21 protein-coding genes are annotated in these 17,960 nt (G+C 70.0%); 20 read left to right on the forward strand and 1 reads right to left on the reverse strand.

The window, feature by feature from the left end; all coding sequences use genetic code 11:
• Positions 1-63: 63 nt before the first annotated feature.
• The 3 genes from NQ152_RS15065 to NQ152_RS15075 all read left to right on the forward strand — a co-directional run bounded on the left by NQ152_RS15065 (position 64) and on the right by NQ152_RS15075 (position 1,774).
• Positions 64-246, forward strand: a complete 183-nt coding sequence (locus NQ152_RS15065) for a hypothetical protein (protein WP_257502705.1) — start codon at positions 64-66, stop codon at positions 244-246.
• 24 nt (positions 247-270) lie between these two features.
• Positions 271-1,188, forward strand: coding sequence for an urea transporter (locus tag NQ152_RS15070; RefSeq protein ID WP_257524559.1), 918 nt, complete (start codon positions 271-273; stop codon positions 1,186-1,188).
• A gap of 64 nt (positions 1,189-1,252) precedes the next feature.
• Positions 1,253-1,774, forward strand: a complete 522-nt coding sequence (locus NQ152_RS15075; protein WP_257502703.1) for a Fur family transcriptional regulator — start codon at positions 1,253-1,255, stop codon at positions 1,772-1,774.
• Between the two features lie 15 nt (positions 1,775-1,789).
• Here the strand turns inward: NQ152_RS15075 and NQ152_RS15080 are convergent, their stop codons facing one another.
• Complete coding sequence (locus NQ152_RS15080; RefSeq protein WP_257524560.1) at positions 1,790-2,629, reverse strand: AraC family transcriptional regulator; 840 nt, start codon at positions 2,627-2,629, stop codon at positions 1,790-1,792.
• Between the two features lie 255 nt (positions 2,630-2,884).
• Here NQ152_RS15080 and NQ152_RS15085 point away from each other — a divergent pair, with 255 nt between their 5' ends.
• The 17 genes from NQ152_RS15085 (at position 2,885) to NQ152_RS15165 (ending at position 17,914) form a co-directional block, all read left to right on the forward strand.
• Positions 2,885-3,583, forward strand: coding sequence for an energy-coupling factor ABC transporter permease (locus NQ152_RS15085; RefSeq protein ID WP_257502701.1), 699 nt, complete (start codon positions 2,885-2,887; stop codon positions 3,581-3,583).
• Complete coding sequence (locus tag NQ152_RS15090; RefSeq protein WP_257524562.1) at positions 3,528-3,908, forward strand: PDGLE domain-containing protein; 381 nt, start codon at positions 3,528-3,530, stop codon at positions 3,906-3,908. Before NQ152_RS15085 ends, NQ152_RS15090 begins: the two co-directional genes overlap by 56 nt.
• Positions 3,908-4,570: a cobalt ECF transporter T component CbiQ gene (gene cbiQ / locus NQ152_RS15095; protein WP_257524563.1), complete on the forward strand. Its 663-nt coding sequence runs from the start codon at positions 3,908-3,910 to the stop codon at positions 4,568-4,570. The genes NQ152_RS15090 and cbiQ overlap by 1 nt, the downstream gene beginning before the upstream one ends.
• Positions 4,567-5,343 carry an energy-coupling factor ABC transporter ATP-binding protein gene (locus tag NQ152_RS15100; protein WP_257524564.1) on the forward strand — a complete coding sequence of 259 codons (777 nt, stop codon included), beginning with the start codon at positions 4,567-4,569 and terminating at the stop codon, positions 5,341-5,343. The genes cbiQ and NQ152_RS15100 overlap by 4 nt, the downstream gene beginning before the upstream one ends.
• A 77-nt stretch (positions 5,344-5,420) precedes the next feature.
• Positions 5,421-6,185 carry an SDR family oxidoreductase gene (locus tag NQ152_RS15105; protein WP_257524565.1) on the forward strand — a complete coding sequence of 255 codons (765 nt, stop codon included), beginning with the start codon at positions 5,421-5,423 and terminating at the stop codon, positions 6,183-6,185.
• A gap of 76 nt (positions 6,186-6,261) precedes the next feature.
• On the forward strand, positions 6,262-7,239 hold the full coding sequence (gene dapA / locus NQ152_RS15110) for a 4-hydroxy-tetrahydrodipicolinate synthase (RefSeq protein WP_257502697.1): 978 nt from the start codon (positions 6,262-6,264) through the stop codon (positions 7,237-7,239).
• Positions 7,240-7,312: 73 nt separating this feature from the next.
• Positions 7,313-8,989 carry a ribonuclease J gene (locus NQ152_RS15115; protein ID WP_257502696.1) on the forward strand — a complete coding sequence of 559 codons (1,677 nt, stop codon included), beginning with the start codon at positions 7,313-7,315 and terminating at the stop codon, positions 8,987-8,989.
• A 31-nt stretch (positions 8,990-9,020) separates the two neighbouring features.
• Positions 9,021-9,512 (forward strand): GNAT family N-acetyltransferase, encoded by a 492-nt coding sequence (locus NQ152_RS15120; protein ID WP_257502695.1) that lies wholly within the window; start codon positions 9,021-9,023, stop codon positions 9,510-9,512.
• Positions 9,513-9,588: 76 nt separating this feature from the next.
• The gene (locus tag NQ152_RS15125) at positions 9,589-12,231 is read left to right on the forward strand and encodes a DNA translocase FtsK (RefSeq protein ID WP_257524566.1); all 2,643 of its coding nucleotides are present in this window, start codon (positions 9,589-9,591) and stop codon (positions 12,229-12,231) included.
• A 1-nt stretch (position 12,232) separates the two neighbouring features.
• A complete protein-coding gene (gene pgsA / locus NQ152_RS15130) occupies positions 12,233-12,805 on the forward strand; it encodes a CDP-diacylglycerol--glycerol-3-phosphate 3-phosphatidyltransferase (protein ID WP_257502693.1) in 573 nt (190 codons plus the stop codon).
• Complete coding sequence (locus tag NQ152_RS15135; protein ID WP_257524567.1) at positions 12,802-13,296, forward strand: CinA family protein; 495 nt, start codon at positions 12,802-12,804, stop codon at positions 13,294-13,296. The genes pgsA and NQ152_RS15135 overlap by 4 nt, the downstream gene beginning before the upstream one ends.
• Positions 13,297-13,453: 157 nt before the next feature.
• On the forward strand, positions 13,454-13,762 hold the full coding sequence (locus NQ152_RS15140; RefSeq protein WP_257502690.1) for a helix-turn-helix domain-containing protein: 309 nt from the start codon (positions 13,454-13,456) through the stop codon (positions 13,760-13,762).
• 77 nt (positions 13,763-13,839) lie between these two features.
• Complete coding sequence (locus NQ152_RS15145; protein WP_257524568.1) at positions 13,840-14,064, forward strand: DUF3046 domain-containing protein; 225 nt, start codon at positions 13,840-13,842, stop codon at positions 14,062-14,064.
• Between the two features lie 302 nt (positions 14,065-14,366).
• On the forward strand, positions 14,367-15,416 hold the full coding sequence (gene recA / locus NQ152_RS15150) for a recombinase RecA (protein ID WP_257502688.1): 1,050 nt from the start codon (positions 14,367-14,369) through the stop codon (positions 15,414-15,416).
• Positions 15,416-16,063, forward strand: a complete 648-nt coding sequence (locus tag NQ152_RS15155; RefSeq protein WP_257524569.1) for a regulatory protein RecX — start codon at positions 15,416-15,418, stop codon at positions 16,061-16,063. Before recA ends, NQ152_RS15155 begins: the two co-directional genes overlap by 1 nt.
• Before the next feature lie 55 nt (positions 16,064-16,118).
• Positions 16,119-17,039, forward strand: coding sequence for an ABC transporter ATP-binding protein (locus tag NQ152_RS15160; protein ID WP_257524570.1), 921 nt, complete (start codon positions 16,119-16,121; stop codon positions 17,037-17,039).
• On the forward strand, positions 17,036-17,914 hold the full coding sequence (locus tag NQ152_RS15165) for an ABC transporter permease (protein WP_257524571.1): 879 nt from the start codon (positions 17,036-17,038) through the stop codon (positions 17,912-17,914). Before NQ152_RS15160 ends, NQ152_RS15165 begins: the two co-directional genes overlap by 4 nt.
• Positions 17,915-17,960 lie beyond the last annotated feature (46 nt).

Here is a 17,960-nt window from a genome sequence, read left to right on the forward strand (position 1 = left end):
CTGATCAGGAGCGCCAGGCGCGATCTGCCCCGGGCGACGAAGCGGGATGCCAGCAGTGCGGTGATGGTCGCGCCCGCTGGGGATCCATCGGCGCGATTCGGGGTGAGCGCGCTGCCGGATGACGCCGGCGCCTGGTTCCGGTTCGTCGGCGATGACACGGTGACCTTCGCGGCGCTGCACACGGCGGTGACGGGCGCAGTCCACGAGCTGCTCACCGGACTGCGCGCACCCGCGATCCGCAAGTGACGCGGACAGAGCCGAGGAGGACAGATGAGCACCACGACTCAGCCGACCGAAGTGCGCGCGTGGGGGTTGGGCCTGCTGCACGGCCCGTCGCAGATCTACTTCCAGCAGAACATCATCACCGGACTGCTCGTGCTGGCGGCGTTCTTCATCGCGGACTGGCGGATGGGCATCCTCGCGCTGATCGGTGCGCTCGGCGGCATGATCGGAGGTCGCGCCGTCCGCTACCCCGCCTCGAGCGTCGCGGCGGGCATGCAGTCCTTCTGCGGGACCCTCGTCGGCGCGGCGGTCTTCGCTGCGCTGGGCGGCGCGCACTGGTGGTCGTACGTGCTGGCCTTCGTGGGCGGCGTGGCCACCGGTCCGGTCACCTGGCTGGTGGATGCGCTGTTCAGCAGGACGGCGCTGAAGAAGTACCAGCTGCCGTACACGACGGCCCCGTTCGTCATCGTCGCGACGATCATCGCGCTGTCCACGCTGCGGCTCGCCGTGGACGCGGCGCCGTCGGATCTGCCGGATGACCCGGTGCCGGCCTTCTTCATCTCCCTCCTGACCAACGTCTGGCAGGTCGTGCTCGTGGACAACCCGTTCGCGGGTGCGGCCATTCTGCTGGGGCTGTTCATCGCGAGCTGGAAGGTCGGACTGGCGGCGCTGATGGGCAGTGCCGTGGGTTCGGTGACCGCGATCGCGATGGGGGAGTCCTGGAGCGAGATCGCGAACGGGCTGGCCAACTACTCGGGCGTGCTCACCGCGATAGCGCTCGCGGTGACGTTCCTCAAGAGCAGCACCGCCTCGTGGCTGTACTCGCTGCCCTGGATCGTGGTGACGGCCGTGGTCACGCTGCTGATGCACCGTCTCGGCGCGGACACCTACACGTGGCCATACATCCTCACCACGTGGGTCGCACTGATCGTGGCGTACTACGTCAGCGGGCTGGAGCGCAGCTGACCTCGCCTCGGCGGGCACAGCCAGTGCGATGCGCTTCCGTCGCCCAGGTGCCAGCATGATGCACATGCCCGCCGATCCCGGAGCGCAGGACCACCGACGGCTGCATGCCGCCGCGGAGCCGGATGCCGTCGGCGCGGCGCTCGCCGCGCTGCGTGCCCGCGGGGAGCGCGTCACCGCACCGCGCCGCGCCGTGCTGGAGGCGCTGGCCCACCACGCGGAGCACCTGACCGCCGACGAGGTCGCCGCCCTGCTGGAGGACACCGACGTCCACCGCGCGACCGTCTACCGCACGCTGGAGCTGCTGGCGGCGACCGGCGTGGTCTCGCACCGGCACGTGCCCGGAGGTGCGGCGCGCTACCACCTGGCCGCCACCGGGGCCGGCCGCGAGCATCTGCACGGACACTGCCTCCGCTGCGGCGAGGTCGTCGTCCTGCCGCCGGACCCGCTGGACGGGGTGGGTCCGCGCGTCCTGGAGGGCGCCGGATTCCGGCTGGACGCGCGGCAGAGCACGCTGGTCGGACTGTGCGCCCGATGTGCCGGGTCGAGCATCGCGCCCGCGACGGACGCCGACGCCGCCCGGCCGTGACCCCGTCGCCGCTCCCTAGCTGCGTGAGGCCAGGATGCCGCGGCGATACGTGGTGGGCGTCATCCCCAGTCGCGCGGTGAACAGCGCCCGCATGTTGGCCAGTCGGGAGAACCCCGATGAGGAGGCCACGTCCGCGAGCGGTTTGGAGGGGTCCTCGCCGATCAGCCGCATCGCCGTGGACAGCCGATGCTGTGCGATGAGGGCGGCGACCCCGGCCTCGCCCGTCACCCGCCGGTAGAGCTGACGGCGGCTGAAGGCCAGTTCCCGCGCGATCGTGCCCACGTCGAACTCCGGATCCGGATGCCGGTCGGCGATCAACGCCCACACCCGATGCTCCACCTCGTCGCCATCCCCGGCGCCGATCATCGCGGGCCGCTGCTCACGCAGGATGCCGCGGACCATCGCGACGACCACGTCTTCGGTTGCCGCCGCCGAGTCCCCGCCGGCGGAGACCGCAGCCATGGAGAAGAGGACGCCCACCACCGCACGCGAGGCGCGGACCAAGGCGGTCTCGGCGAGCGGGACAGCAGCGGGCGTGATGGAATGCGGCGGAAGCATACGATCCGGCACGGCGACCGCGCGGAGATCTCCACGCATTCCGATCAGGGCATCCAGCGCGGTGTCCGCGCACACGATACGGGAGTGCGACGTGCCGTTCTCGCCGGCGTGGACCAGCACCGTGTAGCGTCGTTCGTCCTCCGCAGTCCGGCGAAGATCCGCGGGCAGGCAGATGCCGTTGACCGTCGTGAACAGCACGACATGGCCGAGACGCAGCTGCGCCATCCCCTGCCGCGGACCCGCTGCGGACCCGTGCGAGGGCGCGTTGAGTGCCCGTCGTCCTGCAATGTCTCGCATCCTGACTCCCTTCGCCCCCCGAATGGACGATGGCCGGTCCTGCGAGGACCGCGGTTTCCCGTGCAGCGCATGCGCGCCGACGCGACCTCGGGTTGATTGTGACCCGCGCATTCCGATCCGACCAGGGACCATGGTCCGGTGAAGACGGATTCGTGCCGTCTTCGCCGGGAGCCTGGTGAGGGCACCGAGCGCGGGGCTACATCGGCGGCACTGCGACACCGTCGCATCTCGGCAGACAGAGCGGAGTGGACTCGGATGCATGTTCCCGACGGATTCCTCACGCTGCCGACCTCGATCGGGACCGGAGTGGTCGCGGCCGCCGGGATCGCCCTGGCGTTGCCCCGGGCCCGCCGCGAGGGGACGGACGACCGCAAGGCGCCGATGGTCGGCATCGTCGCGACTGTCATCTTCGCGGCGCAGATGATCAACTTCCCCGTCGGGGTGGGGACAAGCGGCCACCTGATGGGCGGAGCGCTCGCCGCCGTCCTGGTCGGCCCGGCAACAGCGGTTCTGTGCCTCAGCGTGGTGCTGATCGTCCAGGCGCTGCTCTTCGCCGACGGCGGCATCACGGCGCTGGGCACCAACATCACGCTGATGGCTCTGGTCACCGTCCTCGTCGGCTGGTGGGTGTTCCGCGGGCTCATGCTCGTCCTGCCGGGGCGGCGTGCATCGGTGGTGGCTGCGGCGGCCGTGGGCGCCCGGGCGTCGGTCCCGGCGGCCGCCGCGGTCTTCGCCGGGCTGTTCGCCGTGGGGGGGAGCGTGGCGGTCCCGCCGGCAGCGGTGTTCGCCGGGATGCTCTCCTGGCACGCCGTGATCGGCCTGGGCGAGGCGGCGATCACCGCCCTGATCGTCTCGGCGGTCGTGGCCACGCGACCGGATCTCGTGTACGGCACGCGGTATGAGCGGCGATCCCGGCGCAGTCCCGGTCGTCCCGTGCGGGAGGTGCCGGCGTGACCGGGACGCGGCCGGGACACGCCGCATCTCCACGACAGCGTTCACGATCGCAGCCCTGAGTGTCGCCCTGCTGATCGCCTGCGGGCTCAGCGTCTGGGCGTCGACACAGCCGGACGGACTGGAATTCGTCGCCGAGACGGGGGGATTCGACGCGGCCGCGCGGGAGAGCATGCTCAGCGGCAGCCCCCTGGCGGATTACGGGGTTGCCGCGATCGACCAGCCGTGGCTGTCTGTTGCGGTGGCCGGAGCCTGCGGATGCGCGCTGACCTTCGGCCTCGCGTGGCTGCTCGGCCGGCTCGCCTCGTCGCGGCGAGACCGGCCGTGATGCGCTCGGGAGAAGGCCGGACGGGCACGCCGCGGTCCGCGTGGCTGCACCGTGTCCCGCCGCGCACGTCGCTGCTGACGCTGGTCGGGTTCGCGGTGGTGGTGGTGGCCACGCCGCGGGAATGGTTCGCGGTGTTCGCGCTGTATGCCGTCGCGGTGGCGATGCTGCTCGTGGCCGCCCGTGTGCGCCCCGCGGTCGCGCTGCGGCGGCTGAGCATCGAGATCCCGTTCCTGGTGTTCGCCCTGCTCATGCCCTTCATCGCGACCGGGCCGCGCGTGGAGGTCCTCGGGGTCCCGCTCGCCGTGGAAGGGCTGTGGGGGGCCTGGGCGCTGCTGGCCAAGGCGACCTTGACGCTGCTGGCCGCGGTCGCGTTCACCGCGGTGACCGAGCCGCGGCGGATCGTCGGCGCCCTGGCGGCGCTGCGGATGCCGGCGCAGCTGACGGCCATCATCGGCTTCATGCTGCGCTACCTCGACGTGATCGGGGAGGAGTCGGCGCGGATGCGCGTCGCCCGCCAGTCGCGGGGATTCGCCAACCGCGGTCTGCGCGACTGGCGCACGCTCGGCCGCGGTGTCGGAGCGCTGTTCGTGCGCGCCCACGCCCGCGGCGAGCGCGTGCACCTGGCCATGCTGGCCCGCGGCTACAGCGACGGCACGGGATGAGCGCGGATCCGGCCGGACTCGCCTTCGACGGCGTGCGGTTCGCCTACCCGGGTGACGCGTCCGGCCGGGAGGTCCTGGCCGGCGTCAGCTTTCGCGTGTCCCCGGCAGAACGGGTCGCCGTTCTCGGGCCGAACGGTGCCGGCAAGACCACGCTGATGCTGCACCTGAACGGCACGCTGACGCCCACCGCCGGGACGGTCTCGATCGCCGGCGCGGTGGTGTCCCGGCAGAACGTCCGCGAGATCCGGCGCCGCGTCGGACTGGTCTTCCAGGATCCGGACGATCAGCTGTTCATGCCGACTGTCGGAGAGGACGTGGCGTTCGGTCCGGCCAATTGCGGCATCCGCGGCGGTGAGCTGGAGAGTCGGGTGGCGATCGCGCTGGCGCAGGTCGGGCTGCACGGTGCGGAGCACCGCTATCCGCAGCGGCTCTCGCTGGGTGAACGACGGCGCGCGGCGATCGCGACGATCCTGGCCATGGACGTCGAGGTCGTCGTCCTGGACGAGCCCACCTCCAACCTGGATCCGTCGGCCCGCCGCGCGTTGTCCGCGACCCTGTCCGACCTGGATTCCACGGTGCTGGTCGTCACGCACGACCTGCCGTTCGCCCTGGAGGTGTGCCAACGCTCGGTCGTCCTCAACGGCGGGCGGATCGTGGCGGACGGACCCACCGCGGAGCTGCTCGGGGATGCCGCGCTGATGGCCGCGCACGGACTCGAGCTGCCGTGGGGCTTCGACCCGGCGGTCGCCGTGCGCCAGCGGGCGCAGCGCTGAACCGGCCACGCCGGTCCGCCGCGGCGCAGCCGACCGGGCTCGTCGCGGCACGGCGGCGCAGCGCATAGTCTCGGCTCATGACACGCACGGCGCTGATCACCGGAGCAAGCTCCGGGTTGGGGGCCGAGTTCGCGCGCCGGCTGGCCGCACGCGGAGCGGACCTGGTGCTGGTCGCCCGCGACGCCGCGGCGCTGGAGGAGCTGGCCGCCGAACTGCGCGCCGCACATCGGGTGCGCTGCGAAGTGCTCGCGGCGGATCTGCTGGACGAGCTCCAGCTGGCCCGCGTCCGCGCGCGCGTCAGCGACCCGGCGCATCCGGTCGACCTGCTGGTCAACAACGCCGGGTTCGGACTGCCGCTCGCGTTCGAAGCCAACGACATCGACGACGAGCAGCGTCACCTGGACCTGCACGTGTCCGTACCGATGCACCTCATGCACGCCGCTCTGCCGGCGATGATCGCACGCGGAGGGGGCCGCATCATCAACGTCGCATCCGTCGCCGGGTTCACGCCCCGCTCCACCTATGGTGCGGTGAAGGGCTGGCTGATCAGCTTCAGCCGCTGGGCGAACGTGACGTATGCGCCGCGCGGGGTGAGCGTCACCGCCCTGTGCCCGGGATTCACCCACACGCGCTTCCACGCGCGGATGGGGCTGGCGCCGGGGCGGGAAGGCGTCGCGGACTGGATGTGGCTGGATGCCGCGACGGTGGTGCGCGCGGGCCTGCGCGATGCGGCCCGGGGCAAAGCGGTGTCGGTGCCTTCGCTCCGGTACAAGGCCCTCGTGGCACTGGCCCGGGTCCTCCCCGACCGCGTCGTGGTGGCCACCGCCTCCCGAGGCCGCTGAGCCGGGCCGCGCCCGACGCCGCCGCGTCGCCGTTCGCCGACCGGGCCGCGGCCGGCGAACCGGTAGCCTGGGAGACATGACGCACTCGGGCAATCCCTTCGGACAGGTCCTCGTCGCGCTGGTCACGCCGATGACCGCGGACGGCGAAGTGGACTGGCCCGCCGTGGAGAAGCACATCGACGACGTCATCACGGCCGGAGCCGATGGCATCGTCGTGACGGGGACCACCGGCGAGACCTCCACCCTCACCGACGCCGAGAAGATCCGGCTGGTCGAGGTCGGCAAGGACGTCTCCGCCGGCCGCGCGAAGATCATCACCGGCGGCGGCTCCAACGAGACGGCGCATGCGATCGAGCTGTACAAGGCCAGCGAGAAGGTGGGCGCGGACGGCATCATGATCGTCACGCCGTACTACAACAAGCCGACCCAGGCCGGGATCCTCACGCACTTCCGCCTGGTCGCGGACGCGACCGACCTCCCGGTCATCCTGTACGACATCCCGGGTCGCACCGGTGTGCCCATCAAGTACGAGACGATCCTGCGGATCGCCAAGCACCCCAATGTGCTGGCGGTCAAGGACGCCAAGGGCGACTTCAGCGAGGTCAGCCGCGTGCTGAATCAAACCGACCTGATGTACTTCTCCGGCGACGACGCGAACATCCTGCCGCACCTGGCCATCGGCGCGACCGGCCTGATCGGGGTCACGGCGAACATCGCCGCCCAGCCGTACCGCGCGATCGTGGATGCCGTCAACCGAGGTGACCTGGCCGCCGCGACGGCAGCCCACATGCAGCTCGAGCCGCTCGTGCGCGCCGTGATGACCCACGTCCCCGGGACGGTCTCTGCCAAGTACATCCTGCACGGGCTGGGGCGGATCGGCAGTCCCCGCGTCCGTCTTCCCCTGGTCGGGCCGGAAGAGTGGGAAGCCGCCAAGATCGAGGACGAGCTCGCGCTGGTGCGCGACGTCCCCGGCGCGGACTTCTCCAACTTCCGCCCGGACCGCAACGCCGCCGCCGGCGGAGCGCTGCCGAAGGTTTCCGGAACAACAAGATGAATGCGGCACGCTGACCGCTGAGCGGGGCGTGCACGCGAGAGCGGATGCCACGGCATCCCCAGGAAGGTGACTGATGTCCAGCACCGTGTACGAACCGCCCGCCCTCGAAGCCGGGACGCTGCGGGTGACGCCGCTCGGCGGCCTCGGCGAGATCGGCCGCAACATGACCGTCTTCGAGTACGGCGGCAAGCTGCTGATCGTCGACTGCGGCGTGCTGTTCCCCGAGGAGCACCAGCCCGGGGTCGATCTGATCCTGCCGGACTTCGAGCCGATCAAGAGCCGGCTCGACGACGTGGTCGGAGTCGTGCTCACACACGGCCACGAGGACCACATCGGGGCCGTGCCCTACCTGCTCAAGCTGAAGCCGGACATCCCCCTGATCGGTTCCGGGCTGACGCTCGCGCTGATCGAGGCGAAGCTCAAGGAACACCGCATCAAGGCGTACACCCTGACGGTGGCCGAGGGACAGCACGAGCGGATCGGTCCGTTCGATCTGGAGTTCATCGCCGTCAACCACTCCATCCCGGACGCGCTCGCCGTGGCCATCCGCACCCCCGCCGGCATGGTGCTGGCCACGGGTGACTTCAAGATGGACCAACTGCCGCTGGACGGCCGCCTCACCGACCTGCGCGCGTTCGCGCGACTGGGCGAGGAGGGCGTGGACCTGTTCCTGGTGGACTCCACCAACGCCGATGTCCCGGGCTTCACCCCGCTCGAGCGCAGCATCGGACCCGTTCTGGACCAGGTCATCGCCAAGGCGCCGCGTCGGGTGATCGTCGCGAGCTTCTCCAGCCACGTCCACCGTGTCCAGCAGGTCCTGGATGCCGCGGCCGCCAACGGGCGGCGGGTGGCGCTGCTCGGCCGCAGCATGGTGCGCAACATGGGCATCGCGGAGGACCTCGGCTACCTGCATGTGCCCCCGGGCGTGTTCATCGACTACAAGAAGGCGCGCGACCTCCCCGACGATCAGATCGTCTACATGTCGACGGGCTCGCAGGGTGAGCCGATGGCGGTGCTCAGCCGCATGGCCAACAACGACCACGAGATCGAACCCGGTCCCGGTGACACGGTCATCCTCGCTTCCAGCCTCATCCCCGGCAACGAGAACGCCGTGTACCGCGTGATCGACGGACTGACCAAGCTCGGGGCGAACGTGGTGCACAAGGGCAACGCCAAGGTGCACGTCTCCGGGCATGCCGCCGCGGGGGAGCTGCTGTACTGCTACAACATCATCAAGCCGAAGAACGTCCTGCCCGTGCACGGCGAGTACCGGCACCTCATGGCGAATGCGCGGCTCGCGCAGGACACTGGAATCCCCGCGGAGCGGACCATCCTCGGCGAGAACGGGACCGTCATCGACCTCAAGGACGGCCACGCCCGTGTCGTGGGGCAGCTCGACATCGGTTTCGTCTACGTCGACGGCTCGACCGTGGGCGAGATCACCGAGGCGGACCTGAAGGACCGCCGGATCCTGGGCGAAGAGGGCTTCATCTCGGTCATCGTCGTGGTGGATGCCGCGACCGGCCGCATCATCACGGGACCGGAGATCCACGCGCGCGGGTTCGCGGAGGACGACACCGTCTTCGACGGCGTCAAGCCCAAGATCGCCGCCGCCTTGACCGAGGCCGCGCGATCGGGCGTCCGCGACCCCCGGGCGCTCTCGCAGGTCGTGCGCCGCACGATCGGACGCTGGGTCAACCAGCAGCTGCGCCGTCGGCCGATGATCATCCCGCTGGTGATCGAGGCCTGACCGGCCCTCGGGATGCCGGTACTATCGCGCGATGGCATCCTTCAGCGTCCGCCCGGCCGTTCAAGCCGACGGCGGCTTCCTCGGCGACATGGTCGTGGAGGCCGCCAACTGGCGACCCGGTGCGGCGCTTCCGAAGCACCAGGTGATCACCGCGCCCGAGCACAGCCGCTACCTCTCCGGCTGGCAGCGTCCCACCGACGTGGGGTTCGTCGCGCTCGATGCGACCGCCGCGCCCATCGGCGCTGCCTGGTACCGGCTGCTGCCGCGCAGCGAGCCGGGCTTCGGCTACGTCGGCACGGGCGTGCCTGAGCTGATCATCGGCGTCCGGCCGATCTGGCGTGCGCACGGGGTGGGCAGGGCGCTCCTGCAGTCCCTCACCGAGCGCGCCCGGGCGGACGGGTACGCGCGTCTGAGCCTGAGCGTAGAACGAGGCAACTTCGCCGTGACGCTGTACCGCAGCGAGGGTTTCGCCGTGACGCAGAGCGGGATCGGCCGCGACACGATGGTGAAGATTCTGCGCTGACCCCAGGCCGCGGGCGCGGAGGGTCCGGCCGCGTCGTTGCGGGCCTTTTCGACTCCCGCGACGTAGCGTGGAGGTCATGGCCAGGAGCTCAAGCCCGACCAATAATGGTCGTGCGCCCGCGAACGCGTCTTCGTCGCGCGCCCGCAAACCGGCGCCGGCTCCCAAGCGGTACGTCGGCGAAACCGAGAAGCAGCCTCTTCTGGTGCGCGCCTGGATGGGACTGGCCCACGCCACCGGCGGCCTGTTCCGGGCGTTCGGCCCCGAGACGCTGGAGAAGGATCAGCGCCGGGATGGGCTGCCGTTCCTGATCGTGCTGTTCGCGATCGCCGGAGCCGTCAACGAGTGGTTCTTCATCGGCAGCGAGATCGCGCGCAACGTCAGTGCATTCACGGCCGGCGGCCTGGTCGGTCGGGTGGCGTTCGTGCTGCCCGTGCTGCTGCTCCTGCTCGCCGGCTGGCTGTTCCGGCATCCCGCGTCCGTCCACGACAACGGCCGCATCGGCATCGGATTCGCGCTGCTGGTGGTCACGGTGGCGGGCTTCTGCCATGTGGGCGGAGGCCGCCCGCAGCCGCGGGAGGGTCTGCCCGCGTTGAGCGACGCCGGGGGCGTCTTCGGATGGATGGTCGGCGAACCGCTCGCGCTCCTGATCACCGACATCGGCGCATGCGCCGTGCTGGGCGTGCTGACCGCCCTCAGCATCCTGATTTTGACCAAGACGCCGCCGAACCGGATCGGCCGGCGCCTCGGCGACCTGTACGCCTGGATGTTCGACGCCGAACGTCCGCAGCCGGTGGTCGCGGACTCCGTCGAGGCAGCCGCCGATGAGGATCCCTCGCTGCCCTGGTGGCGCCGGAACAAGACCGGTCGGGAGAAGGACGCCGACGGTGGGATCGGCTCGCAGGATCTGACCGAGCTGCTGAGCCCCGGCGCGAGCCAGGGCGGGTTCGAGCAGGCCGCCGTGACCATCCCCCCGCCGCCCGCTCCGTCCGAAGCGCTCACCGAGGTCATCGACCCGATCGCCCTGCTCGGCGGCCCACGCGGGGCGGCCAAGGCCGACACCGGCATCCGCGACGACGAGACCGCGAGCCCGCCCGAGGACGGCGTGCTGCCGGGGCTGTCCGGACTCGGCGGCGACAGTCCCCGGCTCGCGCCCTCTGCGTCGTACCGGCTCCCCTCCGTCGACGCGCTGGCGCTCGGCACACCGCACAAGACCCGGTCGGCCGCCAATGACTCGGTGGTGGCCGCGATCACGAGCGTGCTGCAGCAGTTCCAGGTGGATGCCCGGGTGACCGGGTTCTCGCGCGGGCCCACGGTGACCCAGTACGAGATCGAGGTAGGGCACGGCGTCAAGGTCGAGCGCATCACCGCGCTGACCAACAACATCGCGTACGCCGTCGCATCCAACGAGGTGCGGATCCTGGCTCCGATCCCGGGGAAGAGCGCCATCGGCGTCGAGATCCCCAACGCGGACCGCGAGATCGTGACACTCGGGGACGTGCTCCGCTCGGCCGCCGCGCAGAAGGCCACGCATCCCATGACGATCGGCGTCGGCAAGGACGTGGGCGGCGGCTACGTCGTGGCCAACCTCGCGAAGATGCCCCACCTGCTCGTGGCCGGCTCGACCGGTTCGGGCAAGTCGAGCTTCGTCAACTCGATGATCACGAGCCTGCTGATGCAGGCCAAGCCGTCCGACGTGCGAATGGTGCTGATCGACCCGAAACGTGTCGAACTGACCTCGTACGCGGGTGTGCCCCACCTGATCACGCCCATCATCACGAACCCCAAGAAGGCGGCCGAAGCGCTGCAGTGGGTCGTGAAGGAGATGGACATGCGGTACGACGACCTCGCGTCCTTCGGCTACCGTCACATCGACGATTTCAACCGCGCGGTCGTCGCCGGCGAGGTCGTGCTGCCGCCCGGGAGCGAGCGGGTCCTCAAGCCGTATCCGTACCTCCTGGTCGTCGTGGACGAGCTCGCCGACCTGATGATGGTCGCCCCCCGGGATGTTGAGGATTCCATCGTCCGCATCACGCAGCTCGCGCGCGCGTCCGGCATCCACCTCGTGCTGGCCACCCAGCGACCGTCGGTCGATGTCGTGACCGGGCTGATCAAGGCGAACGTGCCCTCGCGCCTGGCTTTCGCGGTGACCAGCGTCACCGACTCGCGCGTCATCCTCGATCAGCCCGGGGCGGACCGGCTGATCGGCCAGGGCGATGCGCTCTTCCTGCCGATGGGAACATCCAAGGCCATCCGGGTGCAGGGTGCGTGGGTCAGCGAGGCCGAGATCGAGCGGGTCGTCAAGCACGTCACCGCCCAGGCCCGGCCGGAGTACCGCGAGGTCGCCGTGGCGACCGAGAAGAAGGAGATCGACGCCGACATCGGCGACGACCTCGAGCTGCTGCTGGCGGCGACCGAGCTCATCGTGTCGACGCAGTTCGGCTCCACCTCGATGCTGCAGCGCAAGCTCCGCGTGGGTTTCGCGAAGGCCGGCCGCCTGATGGACCTGCTCGAATCCCGCGAGATCGTCGGCCCTTCCGAGGGCTCCAAGGCACGTGACGTGCTGGTCGCCGTCGAGCAGCTCCCGGAGGTGCTCGCCCGGCTCCGCGGCGACGACACGCCGGCGCGCGCCGTGGACCCCGTCGACGCGCAGTTCGAGGGACGCCCCGTGGTGGAAGCCGAGGGCGACGAGGATGCCTGGGGCCTGACGGGACGTGACTGACATGGCGGTACCGCGACAGCTGCCCAACGCGATCACGATCGTGCGCATCCTGTGCGCGCCGGTGTTCCTCTGGCTGCTGCTGGCCGACGACGGAGCCGACGGGGCGCTGCGATGGTGGGCGGCGGCGCTGTTCATCGTCGCGATCGCCACCGACGGCATCGACGGATACATCGCCCGCCGGTATGAGATCGTCACCGACCTCGGCAAACTCCTCGATCCGATCGCCGACAAGGTGCTCACCGGGTTCGCGTTCGTCGGGCTGTCCATCCTCGGCGAGCTGCCCTGGTGGATCACCATCGTCGTGCTGGTCCGCGAGGTCGGCATCACGGTGCACCGGCTGGTCGTCGCCAGCGACCACGTCGTCGCCGCCGCGTGGATGGGCAAGCTCAAGACCGTCGCTCAGGCGGTGGCGCTGGCTCTCGCGCTCCTGCCGCTGTGGACGCTGGTCGGCGAGTGGATCTTCTGGGTCAACGGAGCCGCGATGACGATCGCCGTTGCGCTGACAGTGGCCAGCGGCATCGACTACGTCCTCACCGAGCTGCGCGCGGCGCGTCGAGGTCGGAGCGCCGCGTGACGGACGCCGTGCCCGCGGCGGAGCACCGGCTGATCCAGCGCCTCGTTGCGCGCGGATGGAGCCTCGCCGTGGCCGAGTCGCTGACCGGCGGGTGGGTGACCTCATCCCTGGTGGCCGTCCCCGGGGCGTCGGCATGCCTCCGTGGCGGACTGGTCGCCTATGCCACGGACCTCAAGCACAGTCTGCTGGGCGTCGATGCCGACCTGCTCGCGGCCGAGGGTCCGGTCCACCCGGAGGTGGCGCGTCAGATGGCCCTCGGAGTGCGCGAACTGACCCGCCACGGTGGCGTCGGTGCGGATGTCGGGCTGGCCACGACGGGCGTCGCCGGTCCGGCGACGCAGGGCGGCCGGCCGGTAGGCACGGTGTACATCGCGGTCGCGACGCCGCTTACCGTTCGCGTGGAGGCGCTCGCGCTCGACGGGACGCGGGAGCAGATCCGCTCGCAGGCCACCCGCAGGGCGCTGGAGCTGGCCTTGGACGAGGTGCGGTGAGCTCAGTCCGGCGTGCGGGAACAGATCGTGTTTCGGGTCGGTTACATTCGGCGATTCCCACCCATTCCCCAGCCCACGGGATTAGATTGGCGTCATCCGGTGTTGTACCGTTATCCACCCGGATATGGCTCGAGCAGAAGTGAGGAGGGGGGCCCAGATGATTCTTGTACGTCAGGAGATCGGCGAAGTCCTTCGTGACTTCCGGCAGCAGAAAGGCCGCACCCTCCGACAGGTCGCGAGCCGCGCAAGCGTGGCTCTGGGCTATCTGAGTGAGGTCGAGCGCGGTCAGAAGGAAGCGTCCAGCGAGATCCTCGCGTCGGTCGCCGAGGCCCTCGACGTCCCGATCTCGACGATCATGCGCGAGGTCGGAGACCGCATCTCCGTCATCGAGGGGATCCATTCCTTCCCCGACGTGGTGCCCGACGATCTGGTCGCCTCGGTCGACGCCGAGCTTTCCCTGCGCTGAGCAGCCGGCCGGGTGCAGGACCGCCCCTCGGGGGTGCTCGTCGAGCGCACCGAGACGGCTGAGACGACGGGGGAACCATGCGACGCAGTGAATTCGAGCGCGCCGTCCGGGACGAGTTCGGTCCGCAGGGCAGTGCCCTGGTCGCGGACCTTGTCCTGAGCGCGCTCGGCGACCGCACGGCCACACAGGCTCTGGATGCCGGCATCCCGGCGCGCGATGTCTGGCTTGCGCTGTGCGCCGAGACGGACGTTCCGCCCGAGCGGCGCTACGGCGTCGGGCGGCTCGAGGCGAAAGGGCGCTGACGCGGCACCGCGCATCGCGCGCGGATCGTGTCTGAGTAGGTGCGCTGCGCACGCTACTCGACAACCGATCCGCGCGGCGTGTCGTCGAATATGTGTTCGATTGCGACCTAGGCTTCTGCACAGAAGGTGTCGACGGCGGGTCTGTCCACACGACCGGGCGGCGCGATGACGGATGTCGGAGCCCACCCATAGCGTGAACCACGTCAGATGACACCACATGCCTTGTCGCAGCATCCTCTCCGAGCCCCGGTGGGGAGCGCGACAGCCTACAGGCGACGGAACGCGAGCATAAGGAGCACGCCATGCCCTCACCCGAAAACCGCGAGAAGGCCCTCGAATCGGCCCTCGCCCAGATCGACCGGCAGTTCGGGAAGGGCTCGGTCATGCGACTGGGCAGCGACGACCGCGCGCCCGTCGAAGTGATTCCGACCGGATCCATCGCCCTCGATGTCGCCCTCGGGGTGGGCGGGCTTCCGCGCGGACGCATCGTCGAGATCTACGGTCCGGAGTCGTCGGGAAAGACGACACTCACGCTCCACGCGATCGCCAACGTGCAGAAGCAGGGCGGCATCGCTGCGTTCATCGACGCTGAGCACGCCCTGGATCCCGAGTACGCGCAGAAGCTCGGCGTCGACATCGACCAGCTGCTGGTCTCGCAGCCGGACACGGGGGAGCAGGCACTGGAGATCGCCGACATGCTGATCCGTTCGGGGTCGATCGACCTGATCGTCATCGACTCCGTCGCCGCGCTCGTGCCGAAGGCCGAGATCGAGGGCGAGATGGGCGATTCGCACGTCGGTCTGCAGGCGCGCCTGATGTCTCAGGCTCTCCGCAAGCTCACCGGTGGCCTCAACACGACCAACACCACCATGATCTTCATCAACCAGCTGCGCGAGAAGATCGGCGTCTTCTTCGGCAGTCCGGAGACGACCGCCGGTGGCAAGGCACTGAAGTTCTACGCGTCGGTGCGGCTCGACATCCGCAGGATCGAGACGCTCAAGGACGGCACGGACGCCGTCGGAAACCGCACCCGCGTGAAGGTGGTCAAGAACAAGATGGCCCCGCCGTTCAAGCAGGCCGAGTTCGACATCCTCTACGGCACGGGCATTTCGCGCGAAGGCAGCCTGATCGACTTCGGCGTCGAGCACGAGATCGTCAAGAAGTCCGGCTCGTGGTACACCTACGACGGCGAGCAGCTCGGTCAGGGCAAGGAGAACGCCCGTAACTTCCTGCTCAAGAACGCGGATGTGGCGAACGAGATCGAGACGAGGATCAAGGTGAAGCTGGGCATCGGTCAGCCGAAGGTCGTCGAGGCGACCAGCGATGAGCTGGCAGCACGGCGCCCGGCCTGATGGTCTCCCGCGAAGGTGACGGGGGCGAACGACTCGCCCCCGTCACCTACCTGCCAGGTGCCGCGCCGACCGAAGCAGCGCCGGTGCGCTGGACGATCCCGCTCGAACCGATCGCCGGTGAGCACGATGATGCCGCCGAGCCGTCCGTCGATGGCGGAGACGAGGATCCCTCGGCCGGGGATGCTGAATCGCTCCTGACCCGGCGACTGCGCCGCAGTGCGCTCTCCGAGCGGGAAGCGCGCAGCTTCCTCGCGCAGCGCGGAGTCGAACCGGGGATCGTGGAGGCCACGATCGAACGCTTCACCGGTCTCGGCTGGATCGACGATGCCGTCCTGGCGGAGCAGCTGCTGTACGCCGGCACGAGTCGCAAAGGACAGGGGCGCCGCGCCATCGCGCAGACGCTCAGCACGCGGGGCATCGCCAGGGACGTGGCGGACGCTGCGCTTGCCGCGCTCCCCGACGACGACGCCGAGCGCGCGCTGGAGTACGCGCGGGGCAAGGCCAACGGGCTGCGCAGCTATGACATGGACACCGCGACCCGGCGCTTGATGGGTCAGCTCGCCCGACGCGGATACTCCGGCTCGGTGGCAGCCAACGCCGTGCGCACCGCCCTCACCGAGCAGCGCGGCGGAGTTCAGTTCCGCTGACGGCCCCGGCGCGGCGGGCCGCGGCTACGGTGGTCATGAGCGGGACGGGGGCTGGATGGCGATCGACGTGATCGGACTGACGAAGCGGTACCGGGACAAGGTCGCCGTAGACGACATCTCATTCTCGGTGCCGGATGGTGGGGTGTTCGCGTTCGTCGGCACGAACGGGGCCGGCAAGTCCACGACGATCGGATGCCTGACCACTGTCCTGTCCTTCGACGCGGGCGAGGTCCGAGTCCGAGGTCACGACGTCCGCCGGGAGGGCGACCGGGTCCGCGAATCCATCGGGGTGGTGTTCCAGGAGTCGCTCCTGGACCCGCTGCTGACCGTAGGGGAGAATCTTCGCCTGCGCGGCAGCCTGTCCCGCCTCGCGGCCGGACGCCTCACCACGAGGATCACGGAGGTGGCCGGTCTGATCGGTCTGGACGGGTTCCTGGAAAGGCGCTACGGAAAGCTGTCCGGCGGACAGCGCCGTCGTGTCGACATCGCTCGGGCGCTGCTGCACGAGCCGGCCGTGCTCTTCTTGGACGAACCGACCGCCGGACTGGATCCCGCCAGCCGTGCCCTCGTGTGGCATACGCTTCATGAGCTCAGCGCGCGCGGCGATCTGACGGTGTTCCTCACCACGCACTATCTCGAAGAGACCGAAGAGGCCGCCCGCGTCTGTCTCATCGACGACGGGCGGATCATCGCCGACGACACGCCCGCCCGCCTCCGAGCGAAATACAGCCGCAGCGTGCTCACGGTGACCACCGACGATCCTGACGGCCTTCTCGCGCTGGCCCGCGCGGCCGGCGCGGACCCGACCCGGGACGGCGACATGGTCCTGATCGCCGTGGACGGGGCGCAGACCGCGCGGCGTCTGCTGGCCGCCCACGGAAGCGCCGTCCACGACTTCGAATTCCGGCACGGGCGGATGGATGACGTCTTCCTGGCCCTCACGGGTCGCTCGGCCGCCGAGGTGGCAGCGGCATGAGCGTCGTCTTCGCGATCGTCGGGCGCAACCTGCGCATCTTCTTCCGTGACCGGCTGAATGTCTTCTTCTCCCTGCTGGGCGCGTTGATCCTGTTCGGGCTCTACACGCTGTTCCTGGGCAACCTGCAGACCGGCGATCTCGCGGACGCGCTCCCCGGTGCCAGCACGGCCGAGGTGCAGGCTTTCGTGGACAGCTGGATGTTCGCCGGCATCGTCCTGATCACGACCGTCACGACCGGACTGGGCGGACTGGCTGTGCTGGTGGACGACGACCAGACCGGCCGGTTCCGTGACTTCCTCGTCGCCCCCCTGCGCCGCGGTCAGCTGGTCCTGGGCTATCTCCTGTCTGCCGCGTCGGTGGCGGTGATCCTCTCCCTGCTCGTGCTGGCCATCAGCGTCGTGTACCTGGGTGTGGTGCGCGGAACGTGGCTGAGCCCGCCGGAGATCGGCCGCAGCGTGCTGATCGTGGTGCTCGCGAGCATCGCATTCACCTCGCTCTCCGCCCTCATCGTGTCCTTCGTCCGTACCAGTGGCGCGTTCTCGGGTCTGGCGACGATCTTCGGCACGATCCTGGGATTCATCGCGGCCGCCTACATCCCCATCGGCGCGTTTCCCGAGTCGGTCGCCACGGTGGTCGCCGCGCTGCCTTTCGCGCAAGCGGGCATGCTGCTGCGCCGCGAGTTCTCGGCCGACACGCTCGCGGTCATCACCGCGGATGCGCCCGGGGCCGCGGAGCCGTTGCGCATGTTCTACGGGCTCGATCTGACCATCGCGGACTGGGCGGTATCGGCCGGGTTGGTCGGCGCCATCCTGGTGGCCATCGCGCTGGTGTGCACCGGACTGTCCGCCGCGCGCATCCGCAGCCGAATCCGCTGAGGCGGCGCGACCGGGTGTACAGGCCCGGCTCGTAGAATGGAGCGCA

The organism is Microbacterium sp. zg.B48 (genome assembly GCF_024623505.1).
Lineage (GTDB): Bacteria > Actinomycetota > Actinomycetes > Actinomycetales > Microbacteriaceae > Microbacterium.